The organism is Pseudomonas sp. UBA7530, from assembly GCF_002479365.1.
Classification (GTDB): domain Bacteria; phylum Pseudomonadota; class Gammaproteobacteria; order Pseudomonadales; family Pseudomonadaceae; genus Aquipseudomonas.
In genome coordinates this window covers 1274575-1295861 of sequence record NZ_DLMS01000011.1, presented here as the reverse complement: position 1 = coordinate 1295861, position 21287 = coordinate 1274575, and the positions used below count along the sequence as shown (strand labels likewise).

The window sequence follows — 21287 nt, the reverse complement described above, 5'->3', positions numbered from 1 at the left end:
TTAGCCACGCATCACCTCCTGGCAGATGTCGACCACCGTGCGGGTTGCATCGGGCTTGGCCAGGCGACGCGCGGTGGCGCCCATGACATTGAGTTTTTCCAGGTGCATCAGAACCTCGGTGAGCTGCGCGGCAAGCGTGTCCGCGTCAGTGGCATGTTGCGCAAGAAGGACAGCTGCGCCCTCCTTCGCCAGGTATTCGGCATTGCGGGACTGGTGGTCGTCGATCGCGTGCGGCAGCGGCACCAGAAACGACGGCAGACCTGCGGCGGCCAGCTCGCTGACGGTCAGTGCGCCAGCGCGGCAAACCACCAGATCGGCCCAACCGTAGGCGCGAGCCATGTCCTTGATGAAGGGCGCGACCTCGGCTTCGACCGCAGCATCGCGATAACGCTCCGCAGTGATTTCGGCATGTTGTTTACCGGCCTGGTGGAACACCTGCGGACGAACGTCAGCGGCAATTTTCCCCAGCGCGGCCGGCAACAGTTTGTTCAGTGGCTCGGCCCCCAGGCTACCGCCGAGGACCAGCAGTTTCGGCTTGCGACCGACCAGCGGCTCGCGCGGCGTTTCCAGGAACAGCTCTTCACGCACCGGATTACCGGTGGTGCGCCGCTTGTCGGATGCGCCGAAGGTATTCGGGAAGGCTTCGCAGATGCGCGTGGCGATACGCGACAGCACGCGGTTGGCGGTACCGGCCACGGCGTTCTGCTCGTGGATCACCAGCGGCACTCCGGCCATACGCGCAGCCAGACCACCTGGGCCGGTGACATAGCCGCCCATGCCCAGCACGCATACCGGCTGCAGCTCGCGCACGATTCGGCGCGTCTGCAGCAGCGAGCGCAGCAACTGGAACGGCGCCTTGAGCAGGGACAGCTTGCTCTTGCCACGCAGACCGCTGACGTTGATCAGGTGCAGCGGCAAGCCGGCTTGCGGCACCAGTTCGTTCTCGATGCCACGCGGCGTGCCTAGCCAGTGCACGCTGTAACCGCGGGTCTGGAACTCGCGCGCGCAGGCCAGCGCCGGGAACACGTGGCCGCCGGTGCCGCCAGCCATGATCAGGACATTACCGCGCATGGGCGACCTCCTTGTTCGGCTCGGCGAAATCCTCTTCGCTGAACTCGATATCCTCGTTGCCCAGTACGTTGCGCCGTTCCCATTCGATACGCAGCAGAACCGCCAGGCTGACGCAGCAGATCACCAGCGACGAGCCGCCGTAGCTGAGGAACGGCAGGGTCAGGCCCTTGGTCGGCAGCAGACCGGTGTTCACCCCGATATTGATCAGGAACTGGCCGATCCACAGGAAGGACAGGCCGTAGGCCACATAGGCGGAGAAGAACTGCTTGGCCTTCTCCGCCCACAAACCGATATACAGGCCGCGCACGCAGACGAAGACGAACAGCGCCAGGGTCGCCAGCGCGCCGACAAAGCCCAGCTCCTCGGCCAGGACCGAGAAAACGAAGTCTGTATGCGCTTCCGGCAGGTAGAACTGCTTCTGGATGCTGTTGCCCAGGCCCACGCCGAACCATTCGCCGCGACCGAAGGCGATCAGCGCCTGGGTCAGCTGGTAGCCCGAGCCATACTGGTCGGCCCAGGGGTCGGTAAAGGTGATCAGACGCTGCAGGCGATATTCCTGGGTCTGCACCAGCACGAACACGGCACCGACCGCCAAGGCCACCATCAAACCGAAGCGCAGCATGCCGACGCCGCCGAGAAACAGCATGGCCATGGCCGAGCCCATCATCACCACGGTGGCACCGAAGTCCGGCTCCAGCAGCAGCAGGCCAGCCATCGGCAGCAGCACCACGAACGGCTTGAAGAAGCCCATCCAGCTTTCGCGCACTTCTTCCTGGCGACGCACCAGATAGCCGGCCAGGTAGACCACCACGAAGACCTTGGCGATTTCCGATGGCTGCACGTTGAAGGCGCCGAAGCCAATCCAGCGCCGCGCACCGTTGACCTCTCGGCCGATACCGGGGATCAGCACCAACACCAGCAGGCCGAACGCCGCCAGCAGGAGCATCCAGCCATAGCGCTGCCAGAAGCTCATCGGAATCATCAGCACGATGCCGGCTGCGCCGAGACCGATGACCAGATAAACCAGGTGGCGAATCATGTGATACAGCGGGTTGCCGGACAGCGCCGCCGCCACTTCCGACGAAGCCGAGGTGATCATAACCAGGCCCAGGCCGAGCAGGCCGAGGCAACCAGCCAGCATCGGGAAGTCGACATCGAAGCCGCGACCCAGCAGCGGCGAAGGGCGAACGCGCAGGAAGGCCAGCATCAGGACAGCCCTCCCACGGCCTGGGCGAACAGGCGTCCGCGCTCTTCGAAGTTCTTGAACATGTCCAGGCTGGCGCAAGCTGGCGACAACAGCACGGCATCGCCGGCCTCGGCCAGTTGGCTGCAGCGCTGCACGGCTTCATCGAGCGTTGCCACCCGCACCAGCGGCGCAGCATCGCCCAATGCCCCGGCCAGGCGCTCGGCATCACGACCCAGCAGCACAACGGCGCGGCAGAAGCGCGTAACCGGCGCCTTCAGTGCGGAGAAATCTGCACCCTTGCCATCGCCACCTGCGATCAGCACCAGCTTGCCGGCGATATCCGCGCCGAGGCCTTCGATGGCCGCCAGTGCAGCACCGACATTGGTGGCCTTGGAGTCGTCGTAGTAGTTCACCCCGGCGCGCTCACCGACCCATTGGCAGCGGTGCGGCAAACCGGCGAACTGACGCAACGTGGCGAGCATCGCCTCCATCTGCAGGCCGACGGCGTGACCGAGCGCCAGGGCTGCCAGGGCGTTGGACTGGTTGTGTGCGCCGCGAATCTTCAATTCGCTCACCGGCAGCAGCGCCTCGAAACGAAACGCCAGGCACTTTTCGCCGCTCTCTTCGAGCAGGCCGAAGCGCTTGAAGTCGGGCTTGCCCAGGCCGAATTCCCAGCTGGTCACCTGGTCGGCGATCAGCGGACGCGACAGCGCGTCGTCACGGTTGATCACCACCTGACGAGCGCCACGGAAGATCCGGTGCTTGGCCAGGTGATAAGCCGGCAGGCCGCTGTAGCGGTCCATGTGGTCTTCGCTGATGTTCAGGCAGGTGGCTACTTCAGCGTTGAGCTGATCGGTGGTTTCCAGCTGGAAGCTGGACAGCTCCAGCACGTACAGCTCGACGTCGTCGGCCAGCAGGTCCAGCGCCGGCGTGCCGAGGTTGCCGCCTACGGCCACGCGCTTACCGGCGGCAGTCGCCATTTCGCCCACCAGGGTGGTGACGGTGCTCTTGGCGTTGGAGCCGGTGATGGCGATGATCGGCGCCTTGGCATGACGCGCGAACAGGTCGATGTCGCCGGACAGTTTCACCCCACGCACAGCGGCTTCGGCCAATGCCGGCGTGGCCACGGCCAGGCCCGGGCTCACGTACAGCTCCGAGGCGCGGCAGAGGAAATCCACGTCCAGCTCACCGCAACGTACTTCCACCTGCGGGTAATCGCGCTTGAGCGTTTCCAGCTCCGGCGGGTTCGCGCGCGTATCGGCCACGGCGAAGCGCACGCCCTGCTGCGCCAGGAAGCGCACCAGGGACATGCCGCTCTTGCCGAGACCGACAACGATGCGGAACTGGTCGGAAGCGATCAACGACACGCTCAATTACCTCAGTTTCAGGGTGGCGAGGCCGATCAGCACGAGAATCACGGTGATGATCCAGAAACGGACGATCACGCGTGGCTCGGGCCAGCCCTTGAGTTCGAAATGGTGATGGATCGGCGCCATGCGGAACACGCGCTTGCCGGTCAACTTGAAGCTGGCGACCTGGATGATCACCGACAGGGTTTCCATGACGAAAACGCCGCCCATGATGAACAGCACCACTTCCTGGCGCACGATCACGGCGATGGTGCCCAGTGCGGCGCCCAGCGCCAGCGCACCGACGTCGCCCATAAAGACCTGCGCCGGATAGGTGTTGAACCACAGAAAGCCCAGGCCGGCGCCAACCAGCGCGGCGCAGAACACGATCAGCTCACCGGCACCCGGCACGTAGGGGATCAGCAGGTACTCGGAGAAATTCACGTTGCCCGACAGGTAGCAGAAGATACCCAGGGCGCCGCCAACCATCACGGTGGGCAGAATGGCCAGGCCATCGAGGCCGTCGGTAAGGTTCACCGCGTTGCTCGAGCCAACGATGACGAAGTAGGTCAGCACCACGAAACCGATGCCCAGCGGAATGCTGACGTCTTTCAGCAGCGGCAGGATCAGCGTGGTTTCCACCGGATTCTGCGCGGTCATATAAAGGAAGAAGGCAGCGCCCAGGCCGAACACCGACTGCCAGAAGTACTTCCAGCGACTCGGCAAGCCGCGCGAATTCTTCTCGATCACCTTGCGGTAGTCATCGACCCAGCCGATGGCGCCGAACGCCAGGGTAACGGCGAGCACCACCCACACGTAGCGGTTGGACAGGTCGGCCCAGAGCAGGGTGCTGACGGCGATGGCGGTGAGGATCAGCGCGCCGCCCATGGTCGGCGTGCCTTTCTTCGACAGGTGCGATTGCGGGCCGTCGTTACGCACGGCCTGGCCGATCTGACGCACCTGCAGGGTGCGGATCATCCACGGACCGAGCCACAGCGACAGCGCCAAGGCGGTGAGCACGCCAAGGATGCCGCGCAGGGTCAGGTACTGAAAGACCGCGAAGCCCTTGTAAAACTGTTGCAGGTACTCTGCCAGCAGCAGCAGCATTTAGTGACTCTCCCCAGATACAGATATGCCAGACAGCGCCGCCACGACCTTGTCCATGGCTGCGCTGCGTGAACCCTTGATTAGTAGTGTGCTGCCGGCCTGCTCGGCGTGAAGCGCTTCGATCAGCTCGGCTTGTTCGACGAAGTGGCGGCCTTTTGAGCCGAACTCCTCGACAGCAAAACGCATCAGCGGGCCGACGGCATACAGCGCATCGATCTTGCCCGCGGCATGGCGGCCGACATCGCGATGACCCTGTTCGGCCCATTCGCCCAGCTCGCCCATGTCTCCCAGCACCAGGACGGTGCGACCGGAGAAGCCGGCGAGTATATCCACCGCCGCGCACATAGACACGGGGTTGGCGTTGTAACTGTCATCGATAACCCGAACGCCGTTCGGCGCCAGCTGCGCTACGGCGCGGCCCTTGACCGGCTGCAGATTTTCCAGCCCCTGAACCATGGCGACCAACGGCATGCCAAGGGCATGAGCCGCGGCGCAGGCAGCCAGTGCATTGGCCACGTTGTGCTCGCCCAGCAGGTTGAGTTGAATACGCGCGCTGCCCAGCGGGCTGCGCAGAGTGAAGCCCTGGCAACCACGCTCGTCGCGTGCCAGATCGCTGCCGTGGAAGTCGGCGCGGGTATCGCGCAGCGCGAAGCTGCATACCTGTCGGCCAGCCGCGCGGCGCTGCCAGGTGATAAAGGCCTTGTCATCCAGGTTGAGCACGGCCACGCCATCGTTCGGCAGGCCCTCGAGAATCTCGCCCTTGGCCTCGACAATCTTTTCCGGACCGCCGAACTCGCCGACATGGGCATTGCCGGCATTGGTGATGATCGCCACCTGCGGCCGGGTCAGGCTGACGGTGTAGGCGATCTCGCCGACATGGTTGGCGCCGAGTTCGATCACGCCGGCGCGATGCTCCGGTGCCAACTCCAACAGGGTCAGCGGTGCGCCGAGATCGTTGTTGAGGTTGCCACGGGTGGCCAGCACCGCACCGTTCAGGCCGGCGCGCAGAATGGACGCGAGCATTTCCTTGACGCTGGTCTTGCCACTGGAGCCGGTAACAGCCGCCAGCGGGCCGGTGAAGGCCTGGCGATTCAGCGCGCCCAGTTGACCGAGCGCCATGCGGGTATCTGCCACCAGCAACTGCGGCAGCGGTGCTCCCTCCACTTCACGCTCGACCAGTGCAGCAACTGCGCCCTTCGCGGCGACTTCGGCCAGGTAGTCGTGGCCGTCGAAACGCGGCCCGGTCAGCGCCACGAACAACTGGCCAGCGGTGATGGTGCGGCTGTCGGTGCCCACGGCGGAAAACGCGACATCGGCGCCAATCACGCTCGCATTTAGGTCCGCGGCGACTTCGCTAAGCAGCCAGGGCTTAAGCATGAGCCGCCTCCCAGGCCGCCAGGGCCTTGTTCGCTTCGATCAGGTCGGAGAACGGCTGACGCACACCCATGATTTCCTGGTAATCCTCGTGACCCTTGCCTGCCAGCACCAGCACGTCGGCAGCCTCGGCCTGGGCGATCAGACGCGCAATGGCATCGCCACGACCGTGAATGAACTGCACCTGCTCCGGTGCTGCGAAGCCCGCGCGGATATCGGCAACGATCTGCGCCGGCTCTTCGGTACGCGGGTTGTCATCAGTCACCCACACCACATCGGCCAGGCGCTCGGCAACGGCGGCCATCAACGGACGCTTGCCACTATCGCGATCGCCGCCACAGCCGAACAGACAAACCAGACGCCCTTCCACATGCGGGCGCATGGCTTCGAGGACTTTCTCCAGAGCATCGGGGGTGTGTGCGTAATCGACCACTACCAGCGGCTTGTCGCCGCCACCGAGGCGCTGCATGCGGCCAGCCGGGCCCTGCAACTGCGGCAGAACCTTGAGAATCTCGTCGAGTGCGTAGTCCAGCCCGAGCAGCGCACCGACCACGGCCAGCAGATTACTCAGGTTGAAACGGCCGAGCAGATTGCTGCGCAGCACGCCCTCGCCACGCGGCGTCACCAGCCGCGCGCGCACGCCGTGATCATCGAAGTGCGCTTCGCTGCAATAAAGGAAGGCGCCAGCATCGTTCAGGCTGTAGCCGATCAGGCGCGACTCGTGCGTTTGCGCCGCCAGCTCACGGCCGAAGGCGTCATCGAGGTTGATCACCCGGCAACGCAGATTTGGCCAGGCGAACAGCTTGGCCTTGGCTGCGCCATAAGCCTCCATGCTGCCGTGGTAATCGAGGTGATCACGCGACAGGTTGGTGAACACCGCAACGTCGAACTCCAGTGCGGCGACACGGCCCTGGTCCAGACCATGGGAAGACACTTCCATGGCCACGGCGCGGGCACCGGCTTGCTTGAGCGACGCGAGAGTGGCCTGCACGCCGACCGGATCGGGCGTTGTGTGCTTGCCTTGCTCCAGCGCGCCATGGAAACCGTTGCCCAAAGTACCAACGATGCCGCACGGCTGGCCGAGCAGATCCAGCGCCTGCGCCAGCAACTGGCTGACACTGGTCTTGCCGTTGGTCCCGGTAATGCCGACCAGATACAGGGCACGGCTCGGCTCACCGTAGAAGCGCCCGGCGATGGCCGAAAGCTGTTTGGCGAGACCTTTTACCGGGATCAGCACGGTGCTATCGGCGTGCAGAGCCGGGGCGCCTTCTGCCTCAAAGGCGACGGCGGCTGCGCCACGGGCGATGGCATCGGCGATATGCACGCGACCATCCTGCTGGGTACCCTGCACGGCCAGGAACAGATCACCCGGACGCACCTTGCGGCTATCCAGAGTCAGTTCACGAATCAGCACGCTGCTCTCGGCAGCCGGCAGAAACTGGTTGAGTGGCATGGGCATCAGTTGCGCCCTCCCTGGCCAGCGGCCGCCATCTTCTGCTCGGGCGGCGGCAGATTGTCCGGCGCAATGTTCATCAAGCGCAGCGAGCCGGCCATCACCCGGCTGAACACCGGAGCGGAGATCAGGCCGCCGTAATAGGCGCCCTTGCCGGGCTCGTCGATCACCACGACCAGCGCAATGCGCGGGTCCTGTGCCGGGGCGAAGCCCGCGAACAGGGAGCGATAGGAGTTGGTCTGGTAGCCCTTGGCCCCGGCGTTGGTCTTGCGCGCCGTGCCGCTCTTGCCAGCGACGTGGTAGCCCGGCACCTGAGCGCGGAACACACCACGCGGCGCCTCGACCACCTGCTGCAACATGCCCTGCAGGGTCTTGGCCACCTCAGGCGGCACCACCTGCAACGCGCTCGGCTTGCTGTCCACACGAATCATCGACAGCGGCGTCATGCCGCCACCGTTGGCCAGTGCTGCATAGGCATGCGCCAGCTGCACGGCGGTCACCGACAGGCCATAGCCGTAGGACAACGTGGCCGTTTCCGCCTGACGCCACTGACGGTGATTGGGTAGATTGCCGACCCGCTCACCTGGGAAACCCAGGCCGGTGTCACGGCCGAAGCCAAGGTTGCTCAGTACGTGATGGATGTTCTCTCCGCCTACGTCGAAGGCGATCTTGCTCATGCCGACGTTACTGGAGTTGATCAGGATGCCGGTCAGATCCAGCGCCGGACCTTGAGTACGGGAAACGTCGCGAATGCTGTAGCGACCGATCTGCAGGGTGCCATTGCCGACCTGGACGATATCGCTGGGCTTCCAGCGGCCGGACTCCAGGGCAGCGGCCATCGACAGCGGCTTGATGGTAGAGCCGGGTTCGAACACGTCGATCATGGCGCGGTTGCGCATGGCGGCCGGTGTCAGGCTGCGGCGGTTGTTCGGGTTGTAGGTCGGATGGTTGACCATCGCCAGCACTTCGCCAGTTTTCACGTCGACCATCACCAGGCTGCCGGCCTTGGCATCGTTTTCCAGCAGCGCATTGCGCAGCTCGCGATGGGCGAGGTACTGCAGGCGCAGGTCGATGGACAACGCCAGGGCCTTGCCAGCCTTGGCGTTCTGCGCGACCTGTACATCCTTGATCAGCTTGCCGCGACGGTCCTTGAGCACCTGGCGCTTGCCCGGCACACCGGCCAGCCAGTCTTCGTAGGCCAGCTCCATACCCTCGCGACCACGATCGTCGATGTCGGTGAAGCCGACGACATGTGCGGCAACTTCGCCTGCAGGGTAGAAACGGCGGAATTCTTCGATGGCATAGACGCCCGGCACTTTCAGGTCCAGCACGCGCTGACCGTTCTCCGGGGTCAGGCCGCGCACCAGGTACATGAACTCGCGTTCCTTGTTCTGCTCCAGGCGCGCGGCGAAGTTGGCCGGGTCCTGACCCAGGGCCGCAGCCAGCGCCGGCCACTGCTCACGACCGACCTGAAGCTCCTTGCCATTTGCCCACAAGGTGGTCACCGGCGTACTGACCGCCAGCGGCTCCCCGTTGCGGTCGGTGATCAGGCCGCGGTGGGCAGGAATCGGGATATGCCGAACACTACGGGCATCGCCATGAGCCTTGAGGAAATCATGGTCGAGCACCTGCAGATCGAGCATGCGCCAGGCGATGGCACCGACCATCAGTGCCAGCAGCACCAGCACCAGGCGGAAACGCCAGGGATAGAGTGCGCCTTCGAGACCGATCATGGACGCACCATGCGCACGGCGGCAGGGTCGGGAATGTGCATTTTCAGCTGTTCGCTGGCCAAAGCCTCGATGCGATTGTGCGCAGTCCAGGTGCTTTGCTCGAGAATCAGCCGGCCCCACTCGGCCTGGGTTTTGTCGCGCACGCTCAGCTCGCCATACAGCTCGTTGAGCAATACGCGATTCCAGTGCGCGCTGTAGGCCACGGCCACGGCAGAAACCAGAATGGCGACGAACAACAGCAGCATCAGAAAGCTGCCATTGGGCATGGATTTGATCAGCCGGCGGCTCACCGCAACTTCTCCGCGATGCGCATCACCGCGCTGCGCGAGCGCGGGTTGGCCTTGAGTTCGGCTTCGGCGGCATAGACCGGCTTGCCGATCAGCTTCAGACGCGGCTCGAAGGCTTTCGGGATGATCGGCAGGTCGCGCGGCAGTTTGTCCGCTTCGCCCTTGGCCTGGCGTTTCATGAACTGCTTGACGATACGGTCTTCCAGCGAATGGAAGCTGATCACCACCAGACGGCCGCCCACCTCCAGCGTTTCCAGCGCAGCCTCGAGCCCGCGCTCGAGATCGCCGAGCTCGTTGTTGACGTGAATGCGGATACCCTGAAAAGCGCGAGTCGCCGGGTTCTTGCCCTTTTCCCAGGCGGGATTGGCATCGGTCAGGACTTTCGCCAAATCAGCGGTGCGGGTGAACGGCTGCTCGGCACGGCGCTGCACCACAGCGCGCGCCATGCGCTTGGCAAAACGCTCCTCGCCGTAGTCCTTCATCACGCGGGCGATTTCGTCTTCATCCGCCGTGGCGATCCAGTCAGCGGCACTCACGCCGGCATCCGGATTCATGCGCATGTCCAGCGGGCCGTCATTGAGAAAGCTGAAGCCGCGTTCCGGGTCATCCAGTTGCGGCGAGGACACACCGAGGTCCAGAAGGATGCCGGAGACCTGACCGCGAAGATCGCGGACAACAGCTTCGTCGCCGAGTTCCGCAAAACTGCGCTGCACAACGACAAAGCGGCCGTCTTCGGCCGCCAATGCTTCCCCGGTGGCTATCGCCAGGGGATCCTTGTCGAACCCCAGTAGCCGCCCTCCCGGCCCGAGCTTCTGCAGGATCAGCCGGCTATGCCCCCCTCGTCCGAAGGTGCCATCCATATAGCAACCATCAGCGCGCACGGCGAGCCCCTCGACGGCTTCGTCGAGCAGCACGGTGATATGGCGGAAGTTGCTGTCGGTCATGGTCACAGGATCAGGCTACGCAGTTCATCGGAAAGGGCTCCCGGCAGCTTGATGGCGGCCAGGTCGTTTGCAGCTTGGGCATTCCAGGTTTCTTCATCCCACAACTGGAACTTGTTCAGGTGGCCGACCAGCATTGCGTGCTTGTCCAGCTTGACGTGCTCACGCAGGCGCGGCGGGATCAGGATGCGCGCACTGCCGTCCATTTCGAGATCTACCGCGTTCCCCACCAGCAGGCGCTGCAGGATCCGGTTCTTCTCATCCAGAGAGGCCAGCACGCTGAGCTTTTCCTCGATCCGCTCCCACTCGACCAGGGGATAGATGTTCAGGCAGGGGTCATTGATGTCGATGGTTACGATGAGCTGGCCTGCACAACGCGAAACGAGCTCGTCACGATACCGACTCGGCATCGCGAGGCGCCCTTTGGCGTCGAGACTGATGGCGTTAGCTCCGCGAAACACGGCTGCGCTTCCCCTGTAATTAGCTTTCCTTGCCCATAAAAACCCACTTCATGCCACTTTTCACCACTTGCGCACACTATAGAAACGCCTACGCCCCACCGTCAAGGCGCCACGAAAGGGAAAAATCCTTACAGGACGGAGATTTAGCGAACAAAAGCGAGGGGAAAAGGGATGCCAGGGCCGGCCTAGGACAGGCAAATTCCAGCCATTCCAGCGAGCTGAAAATCGAACTTAAAGTAATTTATTAAGAGTAAGAATTTTTCGGTATCAGAACAGCGAGGGATAGAAGCGCAAAACAAGAAGGGAGGAAGGAGGAGAGTCGATCTGTAAGCCGGGTTCTGTCGAGGACAGCCATTCCTCTACGACGTACATCACTGCACGCCTTTAGCAACCTACCCGGTTCCAGCGCGGGCCACGCCGATGGAACCCTATTTGGTCTTGCTCCGAGTGGGGTTTACCTAGCCACGGACTGTTGCCAGCCGTGCGGTGCGCTCTTACCGCACCTTTTCACCCTTACCGGCGCCGAAACGCTTAGGCGGTTATTTTCTGTGGCACTTTCCGTAGGCTCACGCCTCCCAGGCGTTACCTGGCACTCTGCCCTATGGAGCCCGGACTTTCCTCCCCCTTCTTGCGAAGGCAGCGACTGTCCGATCGACTCTCCGCCGGCAAGGGTAACAAAGCGGCAAGCGCCAAGCTACAAGCTGCAAGAAAAAGCACGCCGCGACCATTGGCGTAGGAGCAGCTTCAGCCGCGAATGGGCCACCATCGCTCCTGCCCTATTCGCGGCTAAAGCCGCTCCTACAGCTGGCGCTCCAGCGCCACCTGATACAGCAGGTTCTTACGCACGCCGGTGATCTGCGCCGCCAGCGCTGCCGCCCGCTTGAGGGGCATTTCCGCCATCAGCAGATCGAGCACGCGCAGCGCTTCGGCGCTGACCGCCTCCTCGCCTTCCGGCGCCTGCCAGCCCGCCACCAGCACCACGCACTCGCCACGCTGCTGATTACTGTCTGCGCCCACCCACTCGCACAGTTCGGCCAGCGGCAGCCCCTGCAGAGTCTCGAAGGTCTTGGTCAGCTCACGCGCCAGCAATGCCAGGCGCTCGGCGCCGAATACGTCGCGCATATCCTGCAGGCACTCCAGAATACGGTGCGGCGCCTCATAGAAGATCAGCGTGCGCGGCTCCTCGCGCACCTGCTCCAGGCGCGCCCGGCGACCTGCCGCCTTGGCTGGCAGGAAACCTTCGAAGATGAAGCGATCGGATGGCAGACCAGCGGCCGACAGCGCCGCGATCAGCGCGCAGGCACCCGGCACCGGTACCACTGCGAAGCCGGCGGCACGCGCCTGGCGCACCAGGTGATAGCCCGGATCGGAAATCAGCGGCGTACCGGCATCGGAAATCAGCGCCACATCTTCCCCTGCCTGCAATCGCGCCAGAAAGCGGCCGCCCTGGTCGCGCTCGTTGTGCTCATGGCAGGCAGCCAACGGCGTTGCGATGCCGAAGTGCTGCAGCAGGCGCGCCGAATGCCGAGTGTCCTCCGCGGCGATCAGCGCTACCTCGCGCAGAATCCGCAAGGCCCGCGCACTGATGTCATCCAGGTTGCCGATCGGCGTGGCGACCACATAAAGGCTGCCGGGCTGGACGCTTGCGACTGCGGGCTGACTCACTGGAAACACCTCGTTAATTGAATGAGCGCTCATTCTAGCCGGTTCCGCCCCTGCGGCATCGCACCGATCTCGGGGCTTGGGTACAATCGCCGCTTGATTTGCTCAAGTATCAGGATGACCCGATGATCGCTAGCCTGCGTCCTCTTTCCGCTCTTTTCCTGGCTGGCCTGCTCGCCGCCTGCGCCAGCTCGCCCTCCAACGACCTGGGCCAGTTGCCGCGTACGCCACAAGCGAGCATCGAGCAGATGCTCCAGCAAGCCGCCGAGAGCAAACCGGAACAGGCCGCCCTGCTGCGCCTGTCGGCAGCCGACCAGAGCTACCAGCAAAATGACGTGGCGCGTGCCACACGCATTCTCGAGCAGCTCGATATCACCAGCCTGCAGCCCGCGCAGCAGATCTTCGCCAGTACCCTGAAGGCGGAGCTGGCCATGGCCCGCCGGCAACCGCAAAGCGCGCTGAAAGCGCTGCAGCATCCCAGCCTGGAGCGCCTGGGCGAATTGCCGGTCGAGCAACAGATTCGCACCCAGCTGGTTCGCGCACGCGCCCTGGAAGCCGACGGCCAGACTCTGGCCGCCGCCCGCGAACGCGTGTTCATCGCCCCACTGCTGAGTGGCCAGGCCGCCCATGACAACCACGAGAATATCTGGGCACTGGTGTCCACTCTGCCAGCGCAAACCTCTGCCGGCGCCGACAGCGACCTGGCCGGCTGGCTGGCGCTGGCTCAGCTGACCAAGAGCAGCGCCACGCTCGAACAGCAGCAAGCCGCCATCGACCAGTGGGTCGCGCAGAACCCGCAGCACCCGGCTGCCGAGCAACTGCCCGAAGCACTGGGCAAGCTGCGCGAACTGGCCAGCCAGCCGCTGACCCGCATCGCCCTGCTGCTGCCACAGGAAGGTCAGCTTGCCAGTGTTGCCCGCGCACTGCGCGACGGTTTCCTCGCCGCACATTACGAAGCCCAGCAGGCCGGACAGAACCCGCCGGATATCAAACTCTATGACAGTTCGCGCATCGGCTCGCTTGACGCCTTCTACCAGCAGGCGCAGGCCGACGGCGTGCAACTGGTGGTCGGCCCACTGGAAAAACCACTGGTTAAGCAACTCAGCGATCGCGAGCAACTGCCCATCACCACCCTCGCCCTGAACTACAGCGATGCTGGCCAGGAAGGCCCCGCGCAGTTGTTCCAGTTCGGCCTGGCGGCCGAGGACGAGGCCCGCGAGGTCGCGCGCCGCGCCTGGAACGACGGCATGCGCCGCGCCGTCGCCCTGGTGCCGCGTGGTGATTGGGGTGATCGTGTACTGGATGCCTTCCGCCAGAGCTGGCAAGCCCAGGGCGGTACGCTGATCGCCGCCGAGCACGTCGACCAGCCCGTGGAGCTGGCCCGCCAGATCGCCGACCTGTTCCAACTGCGCGAGAGCGAGGCCCGTGCACGCCGCCTGCAAAACACCCTGGGCACCAGCCTGGACGCGCAACCGGCGCGCCGCCAGGACATCGACTTCATTTTCCTTGCCGCCACACCGCAACAGGCGCAGCAGATCAAGCCCACCCTGGCCTTCCAGTACGCCGGCGACGTGCCGGTCTACGCCACCTCGCACCTGTTCACCGGCGCGCACAGCCAGGCTCAGTATCAGGACCTCGAAGGCATTCGCTTCTGCGAAACCCCCTGGCTGCTCGACACTCACGCACCGCTGCGCCAGGAAGTCATGAACCAGTGGCCGCAGGCAGGCGGCAGCCTGGGTCGCCTGTACGCCATGGGCGTCGACGCCTATCGCCTGGCCCCGCGCCTGGGCCAGCTCAAGGCGCTGCCTGAGTCGCGCATCGACGGCCTGTCCGGCAGTCTCAGCCTCAATGCCACGCAGCGCATCGAACGCCAGCTGCCCTGGGCCGAGTTCCGTGACGGCCAGGTTCAGCGCCTACCCGACAGCATCAATTGAGCACACACAACGATCTGGGCCGAGCCTCCGAACAGGCGGCTCGTCAGCATCTGGAACGTAACGGCCTGCGCCTGATCGAACAGAACTGGAGCTGTCGGCGTGGCGAGCTCGATCTGGTCATGCTCGACGGCGATACAGTAGTATTCGTCGAAGTCCGCGCCCGCCGCCACAGCGCCTGGGGCGGCGCCCTGGAGAGCATCGATGCGCGCAAGCGTGGCAAGCTGGTCATCGCCGCAGAACTCTTCCTCCAGCAACACTCACGCTGGGCCCGCTACTCCTGCCGCTTCGATGTGGTCGCCATCAGCACTGACGGCGCCACTCGCCTCGACTGGATCAAGAACGCCTTCGACGCCTGACGGCCGTACATTCAAGGTTTAACCGATGGACATGCAATCCCGAATCCGCCAGCTCTTCCAAGCCAGCATCGACACCAAGCAACAGGCCATGGAAGTCCTGGCACCCTATATCGAGCACGCCAGCCTGGTGATGGTCCAGGCGCTGCTCAACGAGGGCAAGATTCTTTCCTGCGGCAACGGCGGTTCTGCCGGCGATGCCCAGCACTTTTCCTCCGAGCTGCTCAATCGCTTCGAGCGTGAGCGCCCGAGCCTGCCGGCCATTGCCCTGACCACCGACAGCTCGACCATCACCTCGATCGCCAACGACTACAGCTACAACGAGGTTTTTTCGAAACAGATCCGCGCGCTCGGCCAACCCGGCGACGTGCTGCTGGCAATTTCCACCAGCGGCAACTCGGCCAATGTCATCCAGGCCATTCAAGCTGCGCATGACCGCGAAATGATCGTCGTCGCCCTCACCGGCCGCGATGGCGGGGGCATGGCCTCGCTGCTGCTGCCGGAAGACGTCGAGATCCGCGTTCCAGCCAAAGCCACCGCACGCATCCAGGAAGTCCACCTGCTGACCATCCACTGCTTGTGCGACCTGATCGACAGTCAATTGTTTGGGAGTGAAGAATGAAGCGTTCCGCCCTGATTCTGGCCGCCCTGGCCGTTACCCTGAGCCTGGCGGGCTGCGGCAGCCGCAGCATCGGCAACAAGATCGACGACCAGTTCCTCGGCCCGGAGGTCGCCTCGCGTATCAGCAACGCTCATGCCGACTTGTCCAGCCCGACCTCGCGCATCGTGGTCACCAGCTACAACGGCGTGATTCTGCTCGCCGGGCAAACCCCACGCAGTGAGCTCAAGGATCGCGCCGCGCAGACCGCTCGTGGCGTACAGGGCGTGAAGAAGGTCTATAACGAACTGCAGGTGCAGCAACCGGCATCCCTGCTGGCGCGCAGCAACGACTCGCTGCTGACCACCAAGATCAAGACCCAGATGCTGGCCGACAGTAATGTGCCGAGCGCACGCGTGAAGGTCGTCACCGAGAACGGCATCGTCTATATGCTCGGCCTGGTGACGCGTGAAGAAGCCAACGCTGCCACCCGCGTCGTACAGGGTGTATCAGGCGTACAGCGGGTCGTGCGCCTGTTCGAATACACCAACTGAAGCCGTCTTAAGCTGCGGAACAAGAACGGGCGCCCTAGGGCGCCCGTTTTCGTGTGCGGCAAAGATTGCTTCTTGAAAGAGCGAGCTCTGCTCGCGAAGCTTTTGCGTCGAGCGGATTCGCGAGCAGAGCTCGCTCCTACCCTAACGCTGTTCACTTAAGATTGCATGCGTTTGGCTCCCCTCTCCCATTTATGGGAGAGGGGCTGGGGGAGAGGGCTGACAGCACCGCAAACTACTAGCTTTCCCCTCGCCGAACGCGGCCCGCCCTAACCCTCTCCCCAGAGGGGCGAGGGACTGATCGCGCTCGACCATTTTCTTATGTGAACAGCATTACGCTCCAACCCTATTTCACCACCTTGAGGCTGGGTCGGCCGCTGGGACGCGGCGGCTCGTCACCGGACGGACCGTCATCATCCGGCCCCGGCTCCTCCGGGCCGCCAGCAATCGACGGCTCCATATCGAAAACCATGCCCTGACCGTTCTCCCGCGCATAGATCGCCAGGATCGCTGCAGCAGGGATATAGAGACTGTGCGCCACACCGCCGAAGCGCCCTTCAAAGCTCACCGCCTCATTGTCCATGTGCAGATGGCGCACGGCACTGGGCGAGGCATTGAGCACGATCTGGCCGTCACTGGCGAAGCCAGATGGCACCTGCACCCCGGGGTGCTCGGCATTGACCAGCAGGTGCGGCGTGCAATCGTTATCGACGATCCATTCGTACAGGGCGCGAACCAGGTAGGGACGACTGGAATTCATGAGTTCCTCCTTCTCAGCGCATTGCGCGCTCGGCTGCGGAAAGACTGGCCTGAAAGGCCTCACGGGCGAACTGGCGCTCCATATAGTCGAGCAGCGGCTTGGCCGGACGCGGCAGCTCGATACCCAGCACCGGCAAACGCCAGAGAATGGGCAGTAGACAACAATCCACCAGACTCAGCTCCTCGCTGAGGAAGAATGCCTTGTCCGCGAACAGTGGCGATACACCTGTCAGGCTCTCGCGCAGCTCCTTGCGCGCCAGCTGGCGCTCAGCCTCCTTGCTGCGCTTGTCGAGAATACGATCGACCAGCACGCACCAGTCGCGCTGGATGCGGTGCATCAGCAGGCGACTATTGGCCCGCGCCACCGGATAGACCGGCAACAACGGTGGATGCGGATAGCGCTCGTCGAGATACTCCATCACCACGGACGCCTCGTACAGCGCCAGGTCACGGTCGACTAGGGTCGGCAAACTGCCATAGGGATTGACTTCGGCAAGCTTGGGCGGACAGCGGCCCTGCTCGACATCGATGATCTCGACGCTGACACCTTTCTCGGCGAGCACCAGACGCACGCGATGGGAATAGTGGTCGGCGGGGTCGGAGTAGCAGGTCAACCTGTTGGTCACCGCCATGGCGATCCTCCTCGCTTTTTGATTATTCAGAAACAGGAAAAATTGCCGGAGCAATTTTTTCGTCGCAGACACGGTGCCCTAAGGCAGCCGCCAGAAATGGCAGGGCAGAAAAACCTGCGCGCCCCTCAGGGCGCGCAGGTCTCATGCAGCTCGAACGACTTAGTGAACGTCCTTCCAATACTCACGCTTGAGCAGGTAGGCGAACACGAAGAAGAACGCCAGGTACAGCAGCACGTAGGTGCCGATGCGCTGGGATTTCAGCTTGACCGGGTTGGCCGAGTAGGCCAGGAAGGTCACCAGGTTCTTGATCTTCTCGTCGAACTCCGCCTCGCTCAGCTTGCCGGTGTTCGGCTCGATGGTGAGCTGATCGCAGGCCTCGTGAGTGATCGGCGCACCGGTCAGCGGGTCGAATTGCTTCTTGCCGTCGGTGACGACCTGAACCTGCTTGCAACCGATGACCTGATTGCCCTGCAAGCCGACCAGCACGTTAGGCATACCGACGTTCGGGAACACCTTGTTGTTGGAGCCCAGCGGACGGGTCGGGTCGGCGTAGAAAGTACGCAGGTAGGTGTATAGCCAGTCGTTGCCACGCACACGAGCGACCAGGGTCAGATCAGGCGGCGCTGCGCCGAACCAGGCCTTGGCATCGTCCGGCTTCATGCCGATCTTCATGTGGTCGCCGATCTTGGCGTCGTTGAACACCAGGTTGTCCAGCATGATTTCATGCGGGATGCCGAGGTCATCGGCAACGCGCTCGTAACGCTGGTACTGGGCCGAGTGGCAGCCCATGCAGTAGTTGGCGAAAGTACGTGCGCCGTCCTGCATGGCAGCCTTGTCGGTCAGGTCGATGTCGACCTTGTCCAGTTGCACATCATGACCACCGGCGGCAAAGCTGAGGGCCGGCAGCGCAGCGAAAACAAATGCAGCAAAGAGCTTTTTCATCAGCCAGTCACCCTTTCCGGAACCGGTTTGGTCTTCTCCATCCTGGTGTAGAACGGCATCAGGATGAAGTACGCGAAGTACAGGAAGGTGCACACCTGCGACAGCAGGGTACGACCCGGGGTCGGAGCCAGCACACCCAGCACGCCCAGGATGACGAAGGAGATGCAGAACACCACCAGCCAGATCTTGCTCAGCCAACCCTTGTAGCGCATCGACTTGACCGGGCTGCGGTCGAGCCAAGGCAGCACGAACAGCACGGCGATGGCAGCACCCATAGCGATGACGCCGAGCAGCTTGTCCGGTACCGCACGCAGAATCGCGTAGAACGGAGTGAAGTACCAAACCGGAGCGATATGCTCAGGGGTCTTGAACGGGTTGGCCGCTTCGAAGTTCGGCTTCTCGAGGAAGTAACCGCCCATTTCCGGGAAGAAGAACACCACGAAGCAGAACACGAACAGGAAGACCACTACGCCGACGATGTCCTTCACGGTGTAGTACGGGTGGAACGCGATACCGTCCAGCGGCACGCCGTTCTCGTCTTTGAACTTCTTGATGTCGACGCCGTCCGGGTTGTTCGAGCCGACTTCGTGCAGCGCCAGGATGTGCAGCACCACCAGGCCGAGCAGGACGATCGGCAGCGCGATCACGTGCAGGGCGAAGAAGCGGTTCAGGGTGATGCCGGAAATCAGGTAGTCACCACGGATCCACTGGGTCAGGTCGTCACCGATCACGGGGATGGCACCGAACAGCGAGATGATCACCTGGGCACCCCAGTAGGACATCTGGCCCCACGGCAGCAGGTAGCCCATGAAGGCTTCGGCCATCAGCACCAGATAGATCAGCATGCCGAAGATCCACACCAGCTCGCGCGGCTTCTGATAGGAGCCGTAGAGCAGACCGCGGAACATGTGCAGGTAGACCACCACGAAGAACGCCGAAGCGCCGGTGGAGTGCAGATAGCGCAGGATCCAGCCGTATTCGACGTCACGCATGATGTATTCGACGGAGGCGAAAGCGCCTTCGGCCGAAGGTTCGAAGCTCATGGTCAGCCAGATACCGGTAACGATCTGGTTGACCAGCACCAGCAGTGCCAGCGAGCCGAAGAAGTAGAAGAAGTTGAAGTTCTTCGGGGCGTAGTACTTGGAGAGATGGTCTTCCCACATCTTGGTGGCGGGGAAGCGCGCATCCACCCATTCCATGAATTTGCTCATCACGCGTTCTCCTGGTCCACACCGATGACGATTACATCATCCGTTTCGTAGGTGTGCGGCGGCACCGGCAGGTTCAGCGGTGCAGGCTGGGCCTTGTACACGCGGCCGGCGAGGTCGTAACGCGAGCCGTGGCAGGGGCAGAAATAGCCACCTACCCAGTCCGGGCCCAAGTCAGCCGGGGCGACTTCCGGGCGGAAGGACGGCGCACAGCCAAGGTGGGTGCAAAGACCTACCAGCACCAGCAGTTCCGGCTTGATCGAGCGGGTTTTCTTATCCACGTACTCAGGCTGCACGGAAGCAGCCGACTCGGGATCCGCAACGCTACCTTCGATCTTGGTCAGGTTGGCCAGAATCTCCTCGGTACGGCGCACGATGAACACCGGCTGACCGCGCCATTCAGCAACCATCTGCTGACCTGCTTCGATCTTGCCGACGTTCACCTTCACCGGTGCACCGGCCGCCTTGGCCTTGGCACTGGGGAACCATGACCCCACGAACGGAGTCGCAGCACCTACCGCCCCTGCTGCACCCACCACGGAGGTGGCTGCAACCAGGAAGCGACGCCGGCCTGCATTCACGCCGTCATTGCTCATTCAGTCGTCTCCCATCAGCTTTGTGGCCTGTTGTTCAGGCCTCTACTAAGTAAAAATCGGGCCGCGCAAAAAATTCGCCAAATGGTAAAGAAAAGCCCCTTTTCTGACAAGGTAATTACCCCCGAAGAGACTGGCGAAAGCCTTGGCGCGTGCGGCTTGCGCGTATGCGGCACGTTGTCGCAGCAATTATCCAGACCCATAAAAAACGCCCAGCTCCGTAAGGAAACTGGGCGCTTTTGGAAGCGTAGACGCGATTAACGCTTCGAGTACTGCGGACGCTTACGCGCTTTGCGCAGACCGACTTTCTTACGCTCGACTTCACGGGCGTCACGAGTGACGTAACCGGCTTTACGCAGCGGGCTGCGCAGGGTCTCGTCGTACTCGATCAGAGCGCGGGTGATGCCGTGACGGATGGCACCGGCCTGGCCGCTGACACCACCACCGGCAACGGTGACGAAGATGTCGAACTTCTCGACGGTCTCGGTCAGCTCCAGCGGCTGACGCACGACCATGCGAGCGGTTTCGCGACCGAAGAAGGTATCCAGGTTGCGATTGTTGATCGAGATGTTACCAGTGCCCGGACGCAGGAAAACGCGCGCGGTTGCGGTCTTGCGACGGCCAGTGCCGTAGTTTTGAGTCGCCGACATAATGAACTATTCCGTTAAATCTTCAGTTCTTGGGGCTGCTGAGCGGTGTGCGGGTGAGCGGCACCCTTGTACACCTTCAGCTTACGGTACATGTCGCGACCCAGCGGGTTCTTCGGCAGCATGCCTTTGACCGCGGTCTCGATCACGCGCTCAGGAGCACGAGCGATCAGCTTCTCGAAGTTGATCTCTTTGATGCCGCCCGGGAAACCGGAGTGGGAGTAGTACTTCTTGTCGCTGGCTTTGGCACCAGTTACACGCACCTGCTCGGCATTGATCACGACGATGTAGTCGCCGGTATCAACGTGCGGGGTGTACTCAGGCTTGTGCTTGCCACGCAGACGGCTCGCGATTTCGGTGGCCAGACGACCCAGGGTCTGACCAGCAGCATCAACGACGAACCAATCGCGTTTTACTGTTTCCGGTTTAGCAGTAAAAGTTTTCAT

Annotated in this window: 22 protein-coding genes and 1 other RNA gene; 4 read left to right on the top strand and 19 right to left on the bottom strand. The window is 63.1% G+C overall.

All coding sequences use genetic code 11. The features are described 5' to 3' along the window. The 12 genes from murG to rsmI all read right to left on the bottom strand — a co-directional run bounded on the left by murG (position 1) and on the right by rsmI (position 12660). Positions 1–1071, bottom strand: a complete 1071-nt coding sequence (gene murG, locus B2U07_RS19740) for an undecaprenyldiphospho-muramoylpentapeptide beta-N-acetylglucosaminyltransferase (RefSeq protein WP_296277573.1) — start codon at positions 1069–1071, stop codon at positions 1–3. After that, complete coding sequence (gene ftsW / locus B2U07_RS19735) at positions 1061–2278, bottom strand: putative lipid II flippase FtsW (RefSeq protein ID WP_143498171.1); 1218 nt, start codon at positions 2276–2278, stop codon at positions 1061–1063. The genes murG and ftsW overlap by 11 nt, the downstream gene beginning before the upstream one ends. Then, complete coding sequence (murD, locus tag B2U07_RS19730) at positions 2278–3624, bottom strand: UDP-N-acetylmuramoyl-L-alanine--D-glutamate ligase (protein ID WP_296277572.1); 1347 nt, start codon at positions 3622–3624, stop codon at positions 2278–2280. The genes ftsW and murD overlap by 1 nt, the downstream gene beginning before the upstream one ends. A 6-nt stretch (positions 3625–3630) precedes the next feature. Further along, positions 3631–4713, bottom strand: coding sequence for a phospho-N-acetylmuramoyl-pentapeptide-transferase (gene mraY, locus B2U07_RS19725; RefSeq protein ID WP_197857487.1), 1083 nt, complete (start codon positions 4711–4713; stop codon positions 3631–3633). After that, positions 4714–6090, bottom strand: a complete 1377-nt coding sequence (locus B2U07_RS19720) for a UDP-N-acetylmuramoyl-tripeptide--D-alanyl-D-alanine ligase (protein ID WP_296277571.1) — start codon at positions 6088–6090, stop codon at positions 4714–4716. Next, positions 6083–7546 (bottom strand): UDP-N-acetylmuramoyl-L-alanyl-D-glutamate--2,6-diaminopimelate ligase, encoded by a 1464-nt coding sequence (gene murE, locus B2U07_RS19715; RefSeq protein WP_296277570.1) that lies wholly within the window; start codon positions 7544–7546, stop codon positions 6083–6085. Before murE ends, B2U07_RS19720 begins: the two co-directional genes overlap by 8 nt. Further along, a complete protein-coding gene (locus tag B2U07_RS19710; protein WP_279920712.1) occupies positions 7546–9273 on the bottom strand; it encodes a peptidoglycan D,D-transpeptidase FtsI family protein in 1728 nt (575 codons plus the stop codon). The genes murE and B2U07_RS19710 overlap by 1 nt, the downstream gene beginning before the upstream one ends. Further along, positions 9270–9563, bottom strand: a complete 294-nt coding sequence (ftsL, locus tag B2U07_RS19705) for a cell division protein FtsL (RefSeq protein WP_092380077.1) — start codon at positions 9561–9563, stop codon at positions 9270–9272. The genes B2U07_RS19710 and ftsL overlap by 4 nt, the downstream gene beginning before the upstream one ends. Continuing rightward, positions 9560–10504 (bottom strand): 16S rRNA (cytosine(1402)-N(4))-methyltransferase RsmH, encoded by a 945-nt coding sequence (gene rsmH / locus B2U07_RS19700; protein ID WP_092380075.1) that lies wholly within the window; start codon positions 10502–10504, stop codon positions 9560–9562. The genes ftsL and rsmH overlap by 4 nt, the downstream gene beginning before the upstream one ends. 2 nt (positions 10505–10506) lie before the next feature. Continuing rightward, a complete protein-coding gene (gene mraZ, locus B2U07_RS19695) occupies positions 10507–10962 on the bottom strand; it encodes a division/cell wall cluster transcriptional repressor MraZ (RefSeq protein WP_092380073.1) in 456 nt (151 codons plus the stop codon). Positions 10963–11273: 311 nt separating this feature from the next. Then, positions 11274–11621, bottom strand: an RNA gene (gene rnpB / locus B2U07_RS19690) — RNase P RNA component class A. Between the two features lie 139 nt (positions 11622–11760). Then, on the bottom strand, positions 11761–12660 hold the full coding sequence (rsmI, locus tag B2U07_RS19685) for a 16S rRNA (cytidine(1402)-2'-O)-methyltransferase (RefSeq protein ID WP_296277569.1): 900 nt from the start codon (positions 12658–12660) through the stop codon (positions 11761–11763). 89 nt (positions 12661–12749) lie between these two features. Between rsmI and B2U07_RS19680 the strand changes: the two genes are divergently transcribed. From B2U07_RS19680 to B2U07_RS19665, 4 genes are read left to right on the top strand one after another with little or no spacing between them, the layout of a single operon-like run. Continuing rightward, positions 12750–14558: a penicillin-binding protein activator gene (locus B2U07_RS19680; RefSeq protein ID WP_275547043.1), complete on the top strand. Its 1809-nt coding sequence runs from the start codon at positions 12750–12752 to the stop codon at positions 14556–14558. Beyond that, positions 14555–14914: a YraN family protein gene (locus B2U07_RS19675; RefSeq protein ID WP_275547042.1), complete on the top strand. Its 360-nt coding sequence runs from the start codon at positions 14555–14557 to the stop codon at positions 14912–14914. Before B2U07_RS19680 ends, B2U07_RS19675 begins: the two co-directional genes overlap by 4 nt. Positions 14915–14939: 25 nt before the next feature. After that, positions 14940–15533 (top strand): phosphoheptose isomerase, encoded by a 594-nt coding sequence (locus tag B2U07_RS19670; RefSeq protein WP_197857497.1) that lies wholly within the window; start codon positions 14940–14942, stop codon positions 15531–15533. Further along, on the top strand, positions 15530–16063 hold the full coding sequence (locus tag B2U07_RS19665) for a BON domain-containing protein (protein ID WP_275547041.1): 534 nt from the start codon (positions 15530–15532) through the stop codon (positions 16061–16063). The genes B2U07_RS19670 and B2U07_RS19665 overlap by 4 nt, the downstream gene beginning before the upstream one ends. A 343-nt stretch (positions 16064–16406) precedes the next feature. On the opposite strand, the gene B2U07_RS19660 is transcribed toward B2U07_RS19665, so the two are convergent. From B2U07_RS19660 to rplM, 7 genes are all read right to left on the bottom strand, one after another. Then, positions 16407–16820 carry a ClpXP protease specificity-enhancing factor gene (locus B2U07_RS19660; protein ID WP_197857499.1) on the bottom strand — a complete coding sequence of 138 codons (414 nt, stop codon included), beginning with the start codon at positions 16818–16820 and terminating at the stop codon, positions 16407–16409. 13 nt (positions 16821–16833) lie between these two features. Beyond that, positions 16834–17451, bottom strand: coding sequence for a glutathione S-transferase N-terminal domain-containing protein (locus B2U07_RS19655; protein WP_013714134.1), 618 nt, complete (start codon positions 17449–17451; stop codon positions 16834–16836). Positions 17452–17610: 159 nt separating this feature from the next. Next, positions 17611–18393 (bottom strand): cytochrome c1, encoded by a 783-nt coding sequence (locus tag B2U07_RS19650; RefSeq protein WP_161864972.1) that lies wholly within the window; start codon positions 18391–18393, stop codon positions 17611–17613. Beyond that, entirely contained in the window at positions 18393–19604 is a 1212-nt protein-coding gene (locus B2U07_RS19645; RefSeq protein ID WP_143506930.1) for a cytochrome b, read from the bottom strand. The genes B2U07_RS19650 and B2U07_RS19645 overlap by 1 nt, the downstream gene beginning before the upstream one ends. Beyond that, the gene (gene petA, locus B2U07_RS19640) at positions 19604–20197 is read right to left on the bottom strand and encodes a ubiquinol-cytochrome c reductase iron-sulfur subunit (RefSeq protein WP_296277568.1); all 594 of its coding nucleotides are present in this window, start codon (positions 20195–20197) and stop codon (positions 19604–19606) included. The genes B2U07_RS19645 and petA overlap by 1 nt, the downstream gene beginning before the upstream one ends. 254 nt (positions 20198–20451) lie before the next feature. Continuing rightward, positions 20452–20844, bottom strand: coding sequence for a 30S ribosomal protein S9 (gene rpsI, locus B2U07_RS19635; RefSeq protein ID WP_161864970.1), 393 nt, complete (start codon positions 20842–20844; stop codon positions 20452–20454). Positions 20845–20858: 14 nt separating this feature from the next. Beyond that, on the bottom strand, positions 20859–21287 hold the full coding sequence (gene rplM / locus B2U07_RS19630) for a 50S ribosomal protein L13 (RefSeq protein ID WP_003242947.1): 429 nt from the start codon (positions 21285–21287) through the stop codon (positions 20859–20861).